Raw genomic sequence first — 15,850 nt, 5'->3', positions numbered from 1 at the left:
TGCCGGTTATGGCTCCACAAGCGTCAGGACTGTGTCCGGACGGACGCCGTCGGATTTCATCGCCTCGGCTGCCGTTTCGGACTCCATGAATCGCTGGAATGTTTCCATGTCGGGGACCTCGGCGATCAGGCCTACCCGCTGGCTCTTTGCCGGGTCCACGAACGTTCGGACCGTGATGCCCAGGGGCCCGAAGACTTCTTCTCGCTTTGGTGAGTTGAGCCAGTGCTCAACGTCGTCGACCTCGTGGAAAATCAATAGAGTTGGCATCGTTGCCTTCCCTTTCAGGGGTTTGCGCCAGGAGCCGGGCTGGATTGGGGGGCCGTATGGGACATCCTGATCAGGCTGAAAGTACCACGGCGTTGCAGGCAGCGGTAGCAGGACCGGGTGACTGTTCCGCCGTCGCGATTTTCCCGCTCATGGTGTCGCGACTATTGAAGTCTTGGGAACGATTCGCAAGCATGAGTTATGGGATGGGCGGCCTCGCCAAGCCGATGGGGAAGGGGCGCGTCCACCCGGCTGAGGGCGGGCGTGAAACGGCGGATAACGACCTGGATCAGTGCGCTGGCCGTGTTGGGCGCATGGCTCCCCGGAGCAATACCAGTGATCCAGGTGGCTCGCCCTTGGCTGCTCCGTGTCTCCGGTGTCCGTGCTCAACTCCGCAGCAGGTACCTGGCTACGCCGTCGGGGTTTGCCAGCGCGAGGAGGTGACCGCCCGGCAGTACGTCAGGCTCGATGCCGAGGCGTTCACGCGCAATCCGGCGCTGGAAGTCCAGGGGAAAGAACCGGTCTCCCTCGCCGGAGAGTACGCGCGTCGGGATCCTGGGCCACGCGGCGAAGTTGCACACCGATTCGAAGGCTGCGTTTGCTTCAGGCCGCTGATGCGGCTCGCCTTCGGCGGCGATTTCCGGGGGAACGTCGTGCAGGAAGTAGGTTTCTGTGTCGAACTCCGTGCTGTAGCCGTGCGCCTTCGCGGCAGTTTGCTGGGCCGCACTCCATCCCGTGTTGTCCCACCACGCGCCCGGGGTCTCGCCCGGCACGGGGATCATCGCGTTCACCAGCACCAGCTCGCCGACGGAAGCTTTTTCACACACCAACGGCGCCGTGAAGCCGCCCAGCGACTGGGCCACCAGCACCACGCCCTCATGCTCGCCGACGGCGTCCATCACGAGGTCCGCGTACTCGGCGAGCCCGGCGCTTTCGTCGTCTCCGGGCAGATCGACGGCGATGGCGTGGTGGCCGGCCTCCTGCAGCAGCGGAACGACGCGGCTCCAGTACCAGGCGGTGCCGCCTGCTCCCGGGATCAGGACGAACGTGCTCACCGCAGCACCCGCTGCGCGACCAGCCGCACGCCCGCGCCGCGGCTCCGGACTCGGAGGGGTGGGCTTCCGGAACGGTTTCGAGTCGACGCTGAGCTCATGCCACCATTGTCGCCCCGATTGCGCACCAATGATTCATGCGGCATCCCCCTTGTCAGTTTTCGAAGTCGGCTGCACGGAATGTCCAAAGCCGATTGCACAGCCCCCATTGAGGACGTGGGCTGCCTTGTATCGCTTGGGTTTCGAGTGGGGGCCTTAGTGTCACTCGTCGGAGGCAAAGCACGCGACGAGTCGGCAGAACCGTAAGGGCGCCCTGTCAGCGACGGGCGGACTCAGTTCGTGTTTAGTCCGTGGAGACTCGAAATGAGGATCCATAATGATGCGCGGTGAACGATTCCCTTGCGGGCGCAATCGACAGGCAATTCGGCCCTCAGCAACTTCGATAGCGGCCGGGCTTTCTGCGATTGGTCACTCCGGCTCGAGGCCCGGGTCGCTTCGAAACCTTGCATCTAGTGGTGTGTCTCCAAAATAGTTGATGCTTTGAGCGTTAAGCTTGTGTCATGGCGAACATTGCTCCTGCTTTGGTGGTTTCTGATTCCCAGCGTGCTTTGTTGGAGGTGCTCGCGAAGTCGCAGACGGCGTCCCATCGCGAGGTTCAGCGGGCGCAGGTGTTGTTGATGGCCGCGGAGGGGTTGGCCAATGATTCGATCGCGAAGGTTGCCGGGCTGAGTCCGGGGACGGTCAGGTCGTGGCGGGCCCGGTTCGAGGCAGAAGGCTTGGCCCACTTGGGCGAGGTGCGTGCCGGGCGTGGCCGCAAGCCGGTCATTCCACAGTCCAAGATCGATGAAATCGTTGATCTGACGCGCAATTCCAAGCCCGAAGGACACACGCACTGGTCGGTGCGGACGATGGCCGCGAAGGTGGGTGTGTCCCCGGCGCAGGTTCAGCGGATCTGGGCGGCCCGGGGCTTGAAACCACACCTCGTGGATACTTTCAAGCTCTCCAACGATCCGAAGTTTGAGGAAAAACTCATCGATGTCGTTGGTCTGTATCTGAACCCGCCGGAGAAGGCGATCGTGCTGTGCATGGACGAGAAATCCTCGATCCAGGCCCTGGACCGCACCCAGCCGTCCCTTCCGATGACGAAGGGCCGGGCCGAAACAATGACCCATGACTACAAACGCAACGGCACCACCACCTTGTTCGCCGCCCTGGACGTGGCCACCGGAAAAGTCATCGGCTCGTGCCTGCCCAAGCACCGGCACGAGGAATTCCTGGTGTTCCTCAAAACCATCAACAAGGAAGTCCCGCGCGGTTTGGACGTCCATCTGATCCTGGACAACTACGCCACCCACAAACACCCGGACGTGAAGGCCTGGCTGGTCAGAAATCCGAGGTTCCAGCTACATTTCACCCCCACCTCATCCTCGTGGCTGAACCTGGTCGAGCGCTGGTTCAGGGAACTGACCGACAAGGCATTACGCCGCGGTGCGTTCCATTCGGTACCGGATCTGATCACCAAAATCGAGGAGTACCTCGCCGCCCACAACACCGAACCCAAGCCCCTGGTATGGACCGCGACCGCAGACTCAATCCTTAAGAAAGTAGCCCGCGGCCGCGTCGCCCTCGAGACCATCAAACAAAACTGAGACAGACCACTAGTTGTTCGAACCTGGAAACGTGCCTGTAAATTCTTGCCGCATCCTGTTCGGAGTTGAGCCAAGGCTTCCGCTTCCCGATCAGGAGAACGTCGCGCGGTCTGCCACCCATGTCGAAGGGTGTCGTTAGTGGAAGTAGGCCGTTCAATGCTTTCGATTCCACCGTTTCAGGCAACCGTGCACGGAGCCAAGCGAGCTGCTCTATCGTGAACAGATTGAATGGTATCCGTAAGTTTTCGAGGTTGGTAAGCGTGCCAAGCGGCTGGATCCGGCCATCGTCGATGCGTTTCGGCAGCAGGCTTAGACTCAGTAGTCCCGGCAGCGAGGCAAGGGGCTCCAGCGTCTCGAAAGTGCTTTTGTCCCATACCGCGTCACCGAGGATGAGTTCCTTCAATGCGTGCCCGGACAACAGGTCATCCAGCCTGTGGAAGCGGGTGAAGTCCTCTACCCGCAGTGCATTCAGATGCGGAGTACGGGAAAGGTTCCAAAGTCGCGTGGACCGCTGATTCCAATAGAACGAGACCATCCGGAGCCCGGCCAGGTCCTCAATTGGGGTAAGGTCCTCAATTCTGGGGCACTTCCAGAACTCAATCGCAGTGAACTGTCTTCCGTAGCTGGAGACCAGTCGCTCAAACGCGGCCTGGTCCAGCCCGCTGAGACGAAGGGAGGTCGCACTAGAGTGGCTCTCGATTTCTGACAGGTATCCCGGATCAAATCTCCCGCCGCCGATCTGCGGCTGGACAAGGTCCAGGAACCACGAGGGCTGGAGTTCGGCCGCCCCTCTGAGCTCCAACAGGTTTTGGGGGCCCGGTTCCATAGTTGCTCCGTCCCTGGTCAAAAACCCATCAACAGGCTACTTGTGAACTTACCAGTCAGGCGCAGAAGGAAGCATGGCAGCTTGAGAAGCGTCATCTTGGGACGTGTCCGTATCGCTGCGCCTCAGACTGCCTCGAAATCCTAGAGTTTCGAGGCGCGGCGGTTTCGAGACACCGAAGTGGACGAGGAGAAGGGCGGTCGCCCTCAGATGGAACCTTGACCGGGCATTAGACGATGCGTAAAAAGGGCGCAACGGAGTAGGCATGACCTCACGGTCCCGAAAGTTGGGCGGCACCCTTTCGGGCGAGGTGAACACCACCAATGCCCACGTGATCCAACTGCATAACCCAGCGGTCGCATGTATTAGCATCAGGGTGAATATCGCATTTGGCTTCGTCAGAGCAGCCCATACCCCGGGGCCCTGAGGGCCTGGGGCACCTTTCCAAGCAACCACGGTAGGGATTATGGAAGCCGACAGCATCGAACTTGTCCCTGCTGACCCACAAGGATGGGTAGCAAGATTTGACGTCGTGCGCGGAAGGCTGGCTTCCCTGTTACCGGACGCGGAGATCGAGCACATCGGTTCGACCTCCATTCCGGATCTTCCTGCCAAGGACGTTGTCGACGTATTGGTCGGCGTGAACCTACACCAATGGTCTACCGCAACGGACCTGCTCAACTCGGATGGATTCGACTGCGAGGGCCACAGAGAAGGACACGCCTGGTTCAGCCTGCCCAACAGGAAGAACAGAGAGATCATCGTCCACCTCGTGGAGATCCAGGGGCGCCAATGGCTCCGGCGCATTGTGTTCCGGGACATCTTGAGGAGGGACATCAAAGCAAGGGAGCGCTACCTGAGCGTCAAGCGCGAAGCAGCGGCCCGAACCAAAGATTGGGGCGCGTACACAACACACAAAGCGGACGTGGTGGCGGCGATCCTCAAAAGCGCCGGAGGCCTCGACTAGTGCAGACCGGCGTCCCGGAGGACGAAGGCTGAACGGACGTTTCTAGACTTTGGACGGGCCGGCCTCTGGGCGGCAGGTGGCTAGAGTAGGCGGATGCTCAGCATTCGTCAGGCACGCTCAACTGATACGCCCAGTCTCATTCGACTGCGGGCCGCTTGGGTCGCGGAACTAATGGGGGAATCGACCGAGGATCCAGACTTCGATAACAATTATCGAACCTGGGAGGCGAACAACGCGCGCACGATGTTCGTCGCGGATCTGGACGGCACGCCTATCGGAATGCTGAATCTCATGGTGTTCGAGCGCATGCCGAAGCCCGGCAAGAAAACCATCGTGCTGGGTCTATCTCGGGAACGTATTCGTCGTGGAGGCTCACCGCAACGGCGGGGTCGGTAGCATGCTCCTTGACGCGGCGATTCATTTTTCGCAGAACATCAGAGCAGCCCGCATCGTGCTTTCTCCTTCGGATGAGTCACAGACCTTCTATGTCTTGTCAAGCGGTAGGAGTCAGGCTTGGCAGTCTCCCCACCAGCTTTTTCTCCCCGTTGTGTTGGTTGCTGGCGAAGCTTGCGGAGCTGTGTCCGACGGAGGCCTGTCTACCCTTCGGCAAGTGCCGGGAAGTTCCCGGAGTAAATCAGCGATGCAGGAGCGCCCGAACGCCGGCGGCCAGTAGATCCACTCGCTGCCGGTCGCGAGGCTCGCAACCCCAAAAAGCCTTCAGCCGGATAGCCGGCTAATTATTCGGAATCCGCACCTTGACTGCGTCGGAGATCTACATCGGCTTCGAAGTTGGATGTTGTGTCGGTTGGCCCGTTGGAGTGCTCAACTATTGAGCTTCCCGGGGTAAAGCCGAACATTCTTGATTGGACGGACACCGAACCGATAACCGGAGCGGCAATCCTCGAACGCCAAGATCGGATACCGGTTAGTACGCGAATCAGGATCAGCACCCCGAGGGCCGCTGCGAGCGGACGGATCCACCCGCCCAGGTCCATCTCAGTCGCTTGGTCCAGTATCAAGATCAATAGGAGTGCCCCCAGCAGAAAGACTGTGGCGGCAGTCAAAACACGCGAGAGTCGTGTTGTCATCAACCCACCCTACTCAGAAGCTGCTACTTTTTCACCCGCCAACTTCCATACGGTGAGGGTCCGTGGCGTGTCGCTCTTGCGGCCAGAGATAGCCACTCAGGGATTTGCTGCAAATGCCTGGTAACCGATGGAGGATGCAGTCTGCAACACTGAACTGATGAGTGAGACGTTCAGACTCCCTGCTAGCGTGAGCCTGCTAATCATGTAGGGGGAACGAGTGGGTGAAGGCGTATTTTTCGTGCTGGCGGCGGTCGTTTGGTTCTTCTTCCGTAAGCGGATAGCGGCATATCAGGTGTTCCTGATTACACAGAAGTTCAAAGTCCTTCCTGCCAGAGACAAAGCCGAGCAGGTGCGGGGCATGGAACTTCTAGGAACGTTTTTCTGTGTCCTGCTTTTCGTTGCAGGTCTGTTGTTGATGGCTCTCCACGCAAAGCTTGGGTAGACCTCTTGGGCCGCGCCCGTTCAGGTTTCCTGCAGAGGTTCCTCGGATAGACCGGCTTGCATCCAGATGCTTTCGACCCCGCAACAGCAATCCGCGACCAGCAGGATCGATTCAGGGCTGCGGTATCACGAAGTGCGCGACGACTGTCAGGACCAGGATTACAGGCACTGCGAGGACGACGCTTCGGTACATGCCTCCCAGCCAGGTGCTTGCCCGGGACGGCCGAAGCAATAGTCCGATGATGACCGTCGCGAGCAATGCCACGAGGATGCCTGCACTAATTAGCGAGGCACGAACAGGCAGCAAATGCGGTGGGCACATCGCCGAAAGGCTGACCGCGCATCCCCAACTGGGCAAAATAGGCTGCGCTATCCAAAGGACAAGCAAGCCTAGAAGGACGGCGCAAGCCGCGACTACAGGAGAGCGCGTGGCGCCGCGTGTCTGAATGGGCATGTTGCCAGACTATCGAGTGACACCCAGTTGCACGCCGAGGGCTACTGAATGTCCCGGCAGCCCCCAAAGGGTTCCTGAATGGATCCCAACAGTCCCGTAAGCCGGTCCATTCGGGAACCCGTAGCGTGAATTTCCGTCTCGGCCTTTTTCAGATCACGGAGTAAAAACGTTGACGCTAGGCTGCAGGTATGGGGCATTGGGGAAATGATGAACAGCGCTCGGCCACATGGGTAGGAGTAGCGGGATTGCTGCTCGTAGCGGGCTACGCAATTGCCGGTGCTTTACAGGTTCTAGTGTGGAATCCTCTGGCTGCTGTTCCAGGCGCCACGCTGGCTGAAATCCAAGCAGTCATGGATGGGGCGAATGAATCACTTGCCGCGCCGGCGGTTCTTATATGGGCAGCCACTGGAACTGCCTTGGCGGCAGTAGTTCTGATGGCCGGACTGAGGCGTTCCATCTCAGGAAAAGCCGTTGCAGCCCTCGACCTATTGCTGCTGGTGCTAGCAGCGCCGTCACATTGGATGGCTTCCTTTCCAGCTGGCATGGGACTCGCTGATGCCTTTGGAATATCCGGCGCGGATTACGCGCCCTGGGGCAAGGTTCTGTATACCTTCAGCGCCGTTTCATTGATAGTCCTGCTCGCGGTCGTCATCCGAAGAGACCGTACCCCACACGCGCCAGCCGTCTGACGTTGCCTCCTGCGCCTGTCAAAACGTCGCAGGGAGCGCCCACTCCTGGGCTATCTGCCAAGGATGCGGCGCTTGGCGGCGCTAAATTCCTCGTCAGAAAGCGCGCCACTTCTATGGAGTTCTGCAAGGAGGGCAAGTTCCGCCGCCAGGGACTTCTTACCCGTTATCTTGCCGAACATCACTTGGCGCTCCCTAATGCGTTTAGTCGACGCTGGCCTGCACTCATGTGCCCGTGATGAGCTGGTGACGGCGTAGGCGATTAGCAGGGTGATCGCGAGGACTCCAAGGGCAATTCCCAAAGGGACGCGAAACGGCTCCGTGGCGTTTATCAAGACAGCAAGGATTGCCCCGGCAACGACTGCACACAGCCCAGCTATCCGAAGTGTCGTTCGGCTAATGCCGAACGTAAATGTGTATCCCTCGGCCTCGGCCGAAACCAAGTGTTCGTTCATCTGCCGAGAATAGCTCTGCGAACGCTTCTTGAACATGCTGCGGACCTTGTACGGGGGCATGCGCCCGCAACTGCAACCCTCTGCGGCGCGGTCCGCTTGGGCATCCACCTGCGGCAACGCCCCACGGCTCGCCAGCGTCTTGTTTCGCTGATGCACACGGTAGGGTCCGAGTATGGCCGCAGCACCTCCGAGGGTTCAAGACCACGCCCGCCGCAAGCTCTCAAAGTTCCTCAGACGTTCGAGCCCCGGATTGGGTGAGCCAATCACTGCCCTGAGGGACGCGGGTGGTCACATTCCACTCCTCGAACTCACATGGCAGCGGCTTGACGAAGACACGTGGCGCATTACCGGGGTCGAAGACCAGCGGCTCGACAAGCGAATGGTGGACTCGACAATCGTTGAGTGCCGTGTGTTCTTCACTCCTGGCGAGGACTGCTATCTGCCAGGAATCGTCACTGCGCTTCAGAGCCTCCTCACACCTGAGCAGGCGAAGGCTAGGCGCTCCTTGAAGCAGCACGTGGCGCAGGTAGTCATCGGCCCGCGCATTGGGGCGTCAGGCCCGATCTTTCACTCGGGCCGCCTCGAAATGGACAACGGATTGGGCCCCGGCAAATTGCTTGGCAGCGATCTGGTCGCGATGGATTACATCTACGGGATTGCCCTGCACGAGGACGACGATCGTCTGGCCCGCCTAGAGAACGTGAGCCTCGAATCCGCGCTACAGGCAGTCGTCTACCACTTCAACGACCTTCTGCACGTGATCGCGAACGTTCGTACTCAGATCGAGCATGATCTTGAGATGGGCTACTTCGAGCTCAAACCCTAGTTCGATCGCGCCGAAGAGTATTCGATCCGTCGTGCTCGAACCTGCCCGGTGAGGGATCCTGAGCGGGCGCGACGCACTTGGCTAACTAATCCCTTTGGTTGACGCTTAATTCGTCCAGTTCGCGGATCGTGACTCGGGCAGGTTCTGGACCCAGCACCTGTTGCGCCCGACCGTAGCTACGCCAGCAGGAAACGCTGATGATGCTGAAAGCGATAGCACCGGCAACTCCCAGAGCGATGGACATATCGAGCAGGGAGTGCGCTTCGTCGTAGCCCGGATCGTCGAACCCGACTTCGCCAAGGGCGGACCAGGCTTCGTAGGCCTGCACCCCGGAGGCAACATTGGTCACCGTCGCGACCAACATCCACAGGAGTACTGCCCCCGCCGCGAGGTAGGTGACTTTAATGATTCGCCTCTGCCGGTTCCAGGCCTTGAAGGTCTTCGGACGCAGCTCCGCCGGCATTGGACCCAGGGCTGCCGTGGAGCGTTTCCACCAGCGGTGCAGCAGGACTGAGGAGAGAGCCAATGTCGCGGTCAGCACTCCCAAGGCTGCGACAAGCAGGTCTTTCGAGCTCTGCAGATACTCGTAGGCAGGATGGCCGAATGCGACGTCCCCTCGCATAAGCGGCCCGGCAACATTCAGGAGCCAAAAGCTGAGCAGGAAGAGACCCACAATCAAAGGCAGCTGGAAGACAAGAACTGCGACGCCGTAGATCAGCGTCATGCGCCGATAGCGCCGCGACCACGTCGTTGTGCTTTCAGATGTCTCGGCGTGCTGAAGATCTGTCATTGAGGTCCCCCCACCTAAATGGCTACGTGGCTCCAGCTTAGCCGGGGGAAGGACACCGGCGCCCCCGCCGGGGCGCTGTCCAGGCATATTCCGGCAAGAGACCTGGACCGATCGAAAGGCATGTCGTAGGCGAAGTGTCTCATAACCCAGATGCCTCGAATCGCTAGGGATTCGAGGCGCCAGGTTACGAGACACGTTGCGTCTGGTGCGCGCAGCTTCGGTACCCCCGTTAAACGGGATCCTGCCGCGGACGCCGCGGCCGTGTTCAGCAAACGGAGAGACGGACCGCGGCCGTGAAAGACTTACCTTCGTGAACAGCGATACCAAGGGGACCTTGCACCACATCGAGCTGTGGGTCCCTGACCTCGGTCGCGCCAAAGATGAATGGGGGTGGGTGTTGGGGGCGCTGGGGTACTCGATTTACCAGAGCTGGGCCACAGGCCTCAGCTGGAGGCTCGGAGGAACTTACATCGTTGCCGAGCAGTCTCCCACCATGAGCGGCCACGAACACGAGCGCACGTTGCCAGGGCTCAATCATCTTGCCTTCCATGCCGGCAGCAAAGAGGACCTGGACACGTTCGTGAAGGAGAGCCGCCTGCACGGATGGGTGCAGTTGTTTCAGGACAAGTACCCCCATGCCGGCGGCCCCGATCATTACGCCGCGTACCTCGCCAATTCCGATGGGTTCGAGCTGGAGCTCGTCGCAACCCCTGATTGATACAGGTCTGGCCAAGGATGCTGTTTAGTGTTCCCATTCACGCCCGGTGCTGCTTCGTCAAACGCCGCGCGATGCCCTGCAGCTCGAGTTGGAGACTCGGCCTAGTTTTTCTCGTCCGTGGGTTTTCGTGCTTCCAGACGGTCTATCCTGCGGTTATTGACGATAGTAAAAGCAATGGCGGCTAGGAGAACTATCGGCGGCCAATAGCCAAATCGGCTGTCATCTGAAACAGCTATGAATAATGAGATACACACGATCGCCGACAAAATCAGGGTCACAGACGGTGTCTTCTTGTTCCAAAAACTGGCCATTGTTTTCCTTGACTCCCACACGCCATCGAATGGGTACGCAGGTCCATCAGTTGACTCAGGCTCAAGTGTCCCTTACCTACATGATGAAGTCGATGGTGCCATGCTCCCGGGGCGCGAACCTCGCCATTGAACGTTCCCTATAAATGGAATGTTGCGCTCCGCTGAAGGTGGCAGATCGATCTCCGGGAAGTGACTTCTATCGTTGGATCATCCGCCTTAGATTGAGTCACGAGTGACTTATTTACCGAGAAGACGAGGTGCCCGATGATGATGCCTGAAAAGTCCGGGAGAGGCCATGGTCGCATACCACCCGGGACGCCTAGGTGGATTATCCCCGCCCTCACGATCGCATTTGCTGCGGCCGCGCCTATTTCATTGGTCATCGCAGCAACCTACACGGATGGTGCTGTCGTCAATGTCTTGTCATTAGTTTCCGGGCTGATATCGCTCGTGCTGACCGTTCAGATGGCGCTGCTGTGGCGGCGGCAAAGGAATAGGCCACGGGAACAGAGTAGGGAGTGACAAGAAGTTTTTAGGCACTCGCCCGCTCGACCGCCCTTGCTATTCCTAACCTCCTGGACGGCGGCTACCGTAAGGCCATGACGGGTAGCGGGCCACGCAACGCCTGGTTGCGGATGACGGACATGATGGGTCTGACCGAGCCCGGGAAGAAGGCTCCGAAGCCCAGCCGGCGCGCCCTGCTGTTTTGGACGGTGCTTTGGTCGTTAACTTCGTTCTTGTGGTTGACCCTGACGGTTATGGAATTCTCCCGAGGAACCCCTGACTATCTGCATCTCATTCTTACCGTCATCTCTCTCGTGCTGGCCGTTGCCTACTTGGTGATGTGGTGGCAGTCTAAGAAGGCTCAGTCCGGTTCCAACGCGGCCTAAAAGCTTGACCCGACGTTCGCCCAGGTCATGCCCGTTGAGGGTAGCTTTCCTCTCGCAGGCTCTTCCTCGCCACTCTTGTCACTCACGCGCCGTTGACCCAAAATTCTGCCCGGTCAGGGTTCCTGAATGGATCCCCTTGTGGGTCTCAGGTCGCCACAAGGTTCTCCGGGCGTGGTCAGGACTGAGGTGCCGAGCCCCACGTAGACTCAGCTTGAATGACATCGGTTTGGGGGACAAATGGTTTTCGGTAAGAAGCGGAATTGCGGGATGTGCGGGCAATCTCTGGCGGCGCATGAAAGGGATGTCCGGTTCCGCCTCCCGGACCCTGTACTTAACAGCCCTGAGCAGCATCGTACTGAAGGCAGCTGGCTGAGCGACCCGGATCCGACCACGGCCACGCTCATGCAGATCCCGAACATCGGCCCGTTCGTCCGCGCCCTGCTGCCGGTCAAACTTCAGGGCGGGCACGAGTTCCGGTTTGGGGTTTGGATCGCCATCCATCCGGATGACCTGCAGCATGCCTGTAGGGTTTGGAACGCCCCTGAATATGCCGACCTGAAACTCACAGGCTACCTGGCTAACAAGATCCAGCCTTGGGGTTTCTTGGCCGTTCCAGTGAACTTGGCCGTGCTGAACACGGAGCAAACACCTTACTGCGTGTCCAGCCCGAATGAGGAACTGAACGACGTGCTAACCAGGGAGTGGCCGCACGACATCCTGACTTCGCTGCCATCATGACCCGGCAGCCTACCGACAGGCACGTTCGCCTCGGTGTGCGTCATGATCCTCGCGGGAAATAGCGCTCCAGGCGCCGCCCGAAAGCCGGTCCATCAATAAGCCTCAAAAATTGGCAGAGCGCTCTACGCTGAGGCACCACGAGCGTCAGAGAAGTATTTGAATTGCGGGCATGGTGGCTGGCGGTAGCGGCAATACCTTTTGGCGTATCTTCGGCTGGATCGTAGTACTGGTAATTGTGGGTTTCATTGTGGCGGGGTTGTGGGCCATGACCATAGTTAGGCCAGCAAATTTGTGCCCCGACCGGACGAAAAAGGACGCCGTGTCATTCCCGAGTCCACTCCGGTGTCGCGAAACCTCTGCGCTTCGAAACCCTAGGGGTGCAAGACAGCCCACGGACTCATTGGGCGGGCTGCGCAGACGGCCTTCCCGTACAGACTCGAAGTGTGAGTCACTATTCCTATGGACTGGGAAAAAGCAGGCAGCATAGCGGATCGGAAATTGTGGAGAGCCATGTTCTGGGTCGGCGTGTTACTACTCGTCGGTGCGGTCGCACATGTTGCTTTCATCCTTTCTGACCCGCCGCGAAATTGGTGGCTCTATTTGTCCCCAGCTCTCAACGTCTTGGCAGGTGTAGTGATGATTACCTACTGCCGCCGCAGATATCGGTCCTGATCCCGAGCACCCTGCGACGAGCTGTCGGGATTGGTCCTCACCAGTCGAAGGGCGTTCTGCCCGGTAGAGGTTCGTCTCACGACCGGCTTTGCGGGCGCGTTCTTCCGTAAGCAACTTTGCTGCTATCTGGTTTCAAATCTTGGCCTGCCCGACCATTGACTATGAGAAGCTATCTTCCTATTCTTTAGCAATGGGCCGCAGAAAACAGGGAACGCTACTCCCACTCGAAGTGCGCATCCTGGAGATCGTTGAAGAATCGAAACTGGCAGGTCGCCCGGCATACGGCTTTTCTCTAGCCAGCACCCTGGCAGCAAAGGGCGGAACGATGCTGGCAGCACACGGGACGCTATACAAGGCCTTGGCGCGACTGAGCGGGGCAGGTTTCTTGGAAGCGGAGTGGGAGAGCCCGGAGATCGCAGAAGGCGAAGGCCGTCCCCGGCGACGCCTTTACAGCATCACGGCACCTGGGAAAGCTGCACTTCAGTTAGCGAAAGTAGTGCCAGCGCGGAATCCCGCTCCAACTCAAATGAAGCCGGCGCGAGCATGAATGAGCGGCGGCCGTACTTGGAATCCTGGACAGCGAAAGCGGTCCTGTGGTGGGTCACCGCTTATACGCGCTCAGTTCCAAAATTGATGGCTCAAGGCCGGCGGGAGGAGCTACTGTCGGACCTCTACGAGCAGTACGCGGCGGCCGACCGCAACGGTCTTTCTCGGAAAGCAGTCAGCCGATCCATTGCATGGCGGGCACTCCGAGGTGCAGTAGCAGATCTGCGTTGGGGCAGACTTCATAACCAGAGAAAGGCAAGAGTCATGCACACAGCAGCAGGAGATTTGGGAAAGAGTCGAGGCTTTTTTCGTGGCATGAACGCCGTTTGGGCCCTGTTCGCCGTTGCCTTCGTCATTAGCTTTGGCGCTTGGCTTCTGGAGTACTTTGTCTTCCATGGTGATCTGCTGGGCCGCGTCGAGCTCGACAACGGGTCGGGCTATGGGGTGTCTGGTCTTCTCATACTCGGAATAGCGATCGCTTTTGTCATCGCTCGATTTACCCAGGTCGCGGCTCAGCTGATAGCCCGCAAGCGGCATTCGCAGAAACCAAAACTTCCCTAGTTCTTCTTCAGAGGGGCCCTGGTGACAGCCCCGCAACTAATGCACCACGCAGCCTGGCTGGCTTGGCACGGGGCGGGTGCCCGCTAAGAGATGCAGCCGCGTGACGTCACCGACGCCTACTACGACGAGCGGGTCCCGGGCGTAACAATCACCGAGGGGCAAGCAAACCTGAACGGCCAGACCGGTGTCGCCATCGGACACACAGACAATTCAGGGTTCGGAAGTAAGGAGATCATCATCGATCCCAGGACTGGACAATTGATTGGTGAGCGAGAAGTGCTCAGTCAGGCCTGCCAGGTAATCCCGGCAGGGACGGCCGTAGCTTGGACGGCCATCGAAACATCCGTTTCGGATACAGCCCCCTAATGCCTCGCGTAAAGGGGGCTTTGTTGGCATCGTCCGTACCCTGCATGTCGTATTCGAGGAGTCCTGGTCTCCCTTGGGCTACATCATGTGGCCAATCGAACTGACGACTAGGTTCTGGTTTCCACCTAAAAGATAGGGGCACCATATGGACTTCCTTGAAACCATCATGTTTCCGTTCTAGTGGCTTGTGTCCATCATCATGGTGGGCTTCCACGAGGGCCTGAGCATCTTAGGCCTGCCCGAGGCCTCCGGCTGGACCTGGACTCTGTCCATCATTGGCCTGGTGCTGGTGATCCGTGCCGCCCTGATCCCGGTGTTCGTCAGGCCGATCAAAGCCCAGCGCGGCATGCAGCTGCTCCAGCCCGACATGAAGAAGCTCCAGGACAAGTACAAGGGCAAGACCGACCCGCTGTCCCGCCAAGCCATGGCGAAGGAACAGATGGCCATGTACAAGAAGCATGGGACCAACCCGTTCTCTGCGTGCCTGCCGATGCTGGTCCAGATGCCGTTCTTCTTTGCGCTGTTTACCCTGCTGTCGGGCATCAGCGGTGCTTCCGCCGCTGGGAACGGCATCGGGGCGATGAGTCACGCACAAGTGGTGCAGTTCGACCAGTCGAGCATTTTCGGCGCACCGCTGTCGGCGGCGCTGCTATATAGCGATGGACATATCGCGGTTACGGTCCTGACCATCGCGATGATTTTGACGATGACGGCCTCGCAGTTCATCACGCAGAAGCAGATTATGGCCAAGAACATGTCGGAAGAGGCCCTGGCCAGCCCGTTCATGCGCCAGCAGAAGATGATGCTCTACATCCTGCCGATCGTCTTCGGTGTGGGCGGCATCAACTTTCCGATCGGTGTCCTGATCTACTGGACCGTCACCAACCTGTGGACGATGGGTCAGCAGTTCTTCGTCATCCGTAGGATGCCGACGCCAGGGTCGCCGGCGGCGAAGGCCATGGCCGAACGCCGGGCTGCCAAGGGAATGCCGGCACTGCCCATTCTGGGTGGAAGCTGGGGTGAGGCTGCATCCATTCCCTCCGTTACTGAACCCGCGGGCCAGCGCATCCAGCCGCAACGCAAGAACAGGAAGAAGAAGTAGCAGCAAGTTGCCAATCTGGGTGTCTCGAAACCTATGCGCCTCGAAAACCTAGGGTTATTCAGCGGAGGCTTGCGGTCTTTCGGAACTGTGCGAGATTTGTGCCGTGGAGGGTTCCCCGGTTGGGGAGCGTGGATCGGATGCCAGCTGTTCCCCGGCACTGCGACGCATGGTCGGTTCCTCGGAGCTATTTGTCGGATTGGTGGCGCCCCAGGTGCGCCCGGTGGGCTGGGCGCCTGGGGTGGCGTGTGGTCAGATAGGTTGCGGCTGTCAGTAGCAACGGTATGAGCAGAAACGTGATGAATCCCTGGCCGCCGCTGCTAAAGCCGCCTACGTAGGTGTAGCCGGAGACTCCGATCCACCAACACACGAGTGCTACGAAGGCGTTGATGACGACAAGAGCGTCACGCAAGTCCTTGCGTTCAACACGGATGACTCTATCTTCCGGCTCAGC

Annotated in this window: 19 protein-coding genes; 13 read left to right on the top strand and 6 right to left on the bottom strand. The window is 59.3% G+C overall.

Going from position 1 to position 15,850, the window contains the following annotated elements; all coding sequences use genetic code 11:
- Window positions 1-6 precede the first annotated feature (6 nt).
- Window positions 7-267: a hypothetical protein gene (locus tag SBP01_RS17080; protein ID WP_275214920.1), complete on the bottom strand. Its 261-nt coding sequence runs from the start codon at window positions 265-267 to the stop codon at window positions 7-9.
- A 383-nt stretch (window positions 268-650) separates the two neighbouring features.
- Window positions 651-1,319, bottom strand: coding sequence for an alpha/beta hydrolase (locus SBP01_RS17075; protein ID WP_320536637.1), 669 nt, complete (start codon window positions 1,317-1,319; stop codon window positions 651-653).
- A 557-nt stretch (window positions 1,320-1,876) separates the two neighbouring features.
- On the opposite strand from SBP01_RS17075, the gene SBP01_RS17070 reads away from it, so the two are divergent.
- On the top strand, window positions 1,877-2,965 hold the full coding sequence (locus SBP01_RS17070) for an IS630 family transposase (protein ID WP_275216658.1): 1,089 nt from the start codon (window positions 1,877-1,879) through the stop codon (window positions 2,963-2,965).
- On the opposite strand, the gene SBP01_RS17065 is transcribed toward SBP01_RS17070, so the two are convergent.
- A complete protein-coding gene (locus tag SBP01_RS17065; protein WP_320536636.1) occupies window positions 2,952-3,791 on the bottom strand; it encodes a hypothetical protein in 840 nt (279 codons plus the stop codon). The two genes, SBP01_RS17070 and SBP01_RS17065, sit on opposite strands and share 14 nt — an antisense overlap.
- A 463-nt stretch (window positions 3,792-4,254) precedes the next feature.
- Here SBP01_RS17065 and SBP01_RS17060 point away from each other — a divergent pair, with 463 nt between their 5' ends.
- The 4 genes from SBP01_RS17060 to SBP01_RS17050 all read left to right on the top strand — a co-directional run bounded on the left by SBP01_RS17060 (window position 4,255) and on the right by SBP01_RS17050 (window position 6,285).
- Window positions 4,255-4,755 carry a GrpB family protein gene (locus tag SBP01_RS17060; RefSeq protein WP_320536635.1) on the top strand — a complete coding sequence of 167 codons (501 nt, stop codon included), beginning with the start codon at window positions 4,255-4,257 and terminating at the stop codon, window positions 4,753-4,755.
- A gap of 93 nt (window positions 4,756-4,848) precedes the next feature.
- The gene (locus SBP01_RS17055) at window positions 4,849-5,151 is read left to right on the top strand and encodes a hypothetical protein (RefSeq protein WP_320536634.1); all 303 of its coding nucleotides are present in this window, start codon (window positions 4,849-4,851) and stop codon (window positions 5,149-5,151) included.
- Window position 5,152: 1 nt separating this feature from the next.
- Window positions 5,153-5,428, top strand: a complete 276-nt coding sequence (locus tag SBP01_RS19830; RefSeq protein WP_414004240.1) for a hypothetical protein — start codon at window positions 5,153-5,155, stop codon at window positions 5,426-5,428.
- Window positions 5,429-6,060: 632 nt separating this feature from the next.
- Window positions 6,061-6,285 carry a hypothetical protein gene (locus SBP01_RS17050; protein ID WP_320536633.1) on the top strand — a complete coding sequence of 75 codons (225 nt, stop codon included), beginning with the start codon at window positions 6,061-6,063 and terminating at the stop codon, window positions 6,283-6,285.
- A gap of 111 nt (window positions 6,286-6,396) precedes the next feature.
- On the opposite strand, the gene SBP01_RS17045 is transcribed toward SBP01_RS17050, so the two are convergent.
- Window positions 6,397-6,549: a hypothetical protein gene (locus SBP01_RS17045; RefSeq protein WP_317781962.1), complete on the bottom strand. Its 153-nt coding sequence runs from the start codon at window positions 6,547-6,549 to the stop codon at window positions 6,397-6,399.
- Between the two features lie 377 nt (window positions 6,550-6,926).
- Between SBP01_RS17045 and SBP01_RS17040 the strand changes: the two genes are divergently transcribed.
- Window positions 6,927-7,427, top strand: a complete 501-nt coding sequence (locus tag SBP01_RS17040) for a hypothetical protein (protein ID WP_320536632.1) — start codon at window positions 6,927-6,929, stop codon at window positions 7,425-7,427.
- A 50-nt stretch (window positions 7,428-7,477) separates the two neighbouring features.
- On the opposite strand, the gene SBP01_RS17035 is transcribed toward SBP01_RS17040, so the two are convergent.
- A complete protein-coding gene (locus tag SBP01_RS17035; protein WP_320536631.1) occupies window positions 7,478-7,879 on the bottom strand; it encodes an SHOCT domain-containing protein in 402 nt (133 codons plus the stop codon).
- Window positions 7,880-8,051: 172 nt separating this feature from the next.
- On the opposite strand from SBP01_RS17035, the gene SBP01_RS17030 reads away from it, so the two are divergent.
- Window positions 8,052-8,705: a hypothetical protein gene (locus tag SBP01_RS17030; RefSeq protein ID WP_320536630.1), complete on the top strand. Its 654-nt coding sequence runs from the start codon at window positions 8,052-8,054 to the stop codon at window positions 8,703-8,705.
- A gap of 85 nt (window positions 8,706-8,790) precedes the next feature.
- Here SBP01_RS17030 and SBP01_RS17025 read toward each other — a convergent pair whose 3' ends face one another.
- Complete coding sequence (locus SBP01_RS17025) at window positions 8,791-9,495, bottom strand: hypothetical protein (RefSeq protein WP_320536629.1); 705 nt, start codon at window positions 9,493-9,495, stop codon at window positions 8,791-8,793.
- A 310-nt stretch (window positions 9,496-9,805) separates the two neighbouring features.
- Between SBP01_RS17025 and SBP01_RS17020 the strand changes: the two genes are divergently transcribed.
- The 6 genes from SBP01_RS17020 (at window position 9,806) to yidC (ending at window position 15,399) form a co-directional block, all read left to right on the top strand.
- On the top strand, window positions 9,806-10,213 hold the full coding sequence (locus SBP01_RS17020; RefSeq protein ID WP_320536628.1) for a VOC family protein: 408 nt from the start codon (window positions 9,806-9,808) through the stop codon (window positions 10,211-10,213).
- A gap of 910 nt (window positions 10,214-11,123) precedes the next feature.
- Window positions 11,124-11,414 carry a hypothetical protein gene (locus SBP01_RS17015; protein WP_320536627.1) on the top strand — a complete coding sequence of 97 codons (291 nt, stop codon included), beginning with the start codon at window positions 11,124-11,126 and terminating at the stop codon, window positions 11,412-11,414.
- Between the two features lie 237 nt (window positions 11,415-11,651).
- Window positions 11,652-12,152 carry a DUF2199 domain-containing protein gene (locus tag SBP01_RS17010; protein ID WP_320536626.1) on the top strand — a complete coding sequence of 167 codons (501 nt, stop codon included), beginning with the start codon at window positions 11,652-11,654 and terminating at the stop codon, window positions 12,150-12,152.
- Between the two features lie 862 nt (window positions 12,153-13,014).
- Window positions 13,015-13,371, top strand: coding sequence for a PadR family transcriptional regulator (locus SBP01_RS19825; RefSeq protein ID WP_414004239.1), 357 nt, complete (start codon window positions 13,015-13,017; stop codon window positions 13,369-13,371).
- 263 nt (window positions 13,372-13,634) lie between these two features.
- On the top strand, window positions 13,635-13,931 hold the full coding sequence (locus SBP01_RS17005) for a hypothetical protein (RefSeq protein WP_320536625.1): 297 nt from the start codon (window positions 13,635-13,637) through the stop codon (window positions 13,929-13,931).
- Between the two features lie 565 nt (window positions 13,932-14,496).
- Window positions 14,497-15,399 (top strand): membrane protein insertase YidC, encoded by a 903-nt coding sequence (gene yidC, locus SBP01_RS17000; protein ID WP_320538376.1) that lies wholly within the window; start codon window positions 14,497-14,499, stop codon window positions 15,397-15,399.
- Window positions 15,400-15,850: the final 451 nt, after the last annotated feature.

The sequence above is a fragment of the Pseudarthrobacter sp. IC2-21 genome, assembly GCF_034048115.1.
In the GTDB taxonomy this organism is placed as follows: domain Bacteria; phylum Actinomycetota; class Actinomycetes; order Actinomycetales; family Micrococcaceae; genus Arthrobacter; species Arthrobacter naphthalenicus.
This window is presented reverse-complemented; position numbering and strand designations above follow the sequence as displayed.

Excerpts from the sequence above, each read along its gene's own strand:
- SBP01_RS17080 (WP_275214920.1), bottom strand. The coding sequence starts at position 267 with ATGCCAACTCTATTGATTTTCCACGAGGTCGACGACGTTGAGCACTGG.
- SBP01_RS17070 (WP_275216658.1), top strand. The coding sequence starts at position 1,877 with ATGGCGAACATTGCTCCTGCTTTGGTGGTTTCTGATTCCCAGCGTGCT.
- SBP01_RS17065 (WP_320536636.1), bottom strand. The coding sequence starts at position 3,791 with ATGGAACCGGGCCCCCAAAACCTGTTGGAGCTCAGAGGGGCGGCCGAA.
- SBP01_RS17060 (WP_320536635.1), top strand. The coding sequence starts at position 4,255 with ATGGAAGCCGACAGCATCGAACTTGTCCCTGCTGACCCACAAGGATGG.
- SBP01_RS17055 (WP_320536634.1), top strand. The coding sequence starts at position 4,849 with ATGCTCAGCATTCGTCAGGCACGCTCAACTGATACGCCCAGTCTCATT.
- SBP01_RS19830 (WP_414004240.1), top strand. The coding sequence starts at position 5,153 with ATGCTCCTTGACGCGGCGATTCATTTTTCGCAGAACATCAGAGCAGCC.
- SBP01_RS17040 (WP_320536632.1), top strand. The coding sequence starts at position 6,927 with ATGGGGCATTGGGGAAATGATGAACAGCGCTCGGCCACATGGGTAGGA.
- SBP01_RS17035 (WP_320536631.1), bottom strand. The coding sequence starts at position 7,879 with ATGAACGAACACTTGGTTTCGGCCGAGGCCGAGGGATACACATTTACG.
- SBP01_RS17030 (WP_320536630.1), top strand. The coding sequence starts at position 8,052 with ATGGCCGCAGCACCTCCGAGGGTTCAAGACCACGCCCGCCGCAAGCTC.
- SBP01_RS17025 (WP_320536629.1), bottom strand. The coding sequence starts at position 9,495 with ATGACAGATCTTCAGCACGCCGAGACATCTGAAAGCACAACGACGTGG.
- SBP01_RS17015 (WP_320536627.1), top strand. The coding sequence starts at position 11,124 with ATGACGGGTAGCGGGCCACGCAACGCCTGGTTGCGGATGACGGACATG.
- SBP01_RS17010 (WP_320536626.1), top strand. The coding sequence starts at position 11,652 with ATGGTTTTCGGTAAGAAGCGGAATTGCGGGATGTGCGGGCAATCTCTG.
- SBP01_RS19825 (WP_414004239.1), top strand. The coding sequence starts at position 13,015 with ATGGGCCGCAGAAAACAGGGAACGCTACTCCCACTCGAAGTGCGCATC.
- SBP01_RS17005 (WP_320536625.1), top strand. The coding sequence starts at position 13,635 with ATGCACACAGCAGCAGGAGATTTGGGAAAGAGTCGAGGCTTTTTTCGT.
- yidC (WP_320538376.1), top strand. The coding sequence starts at position 14,497 with ATGGTGGGCTTCCACGAGGGCCTGAGCATCTTAGGCCTGCCCGAGGCC.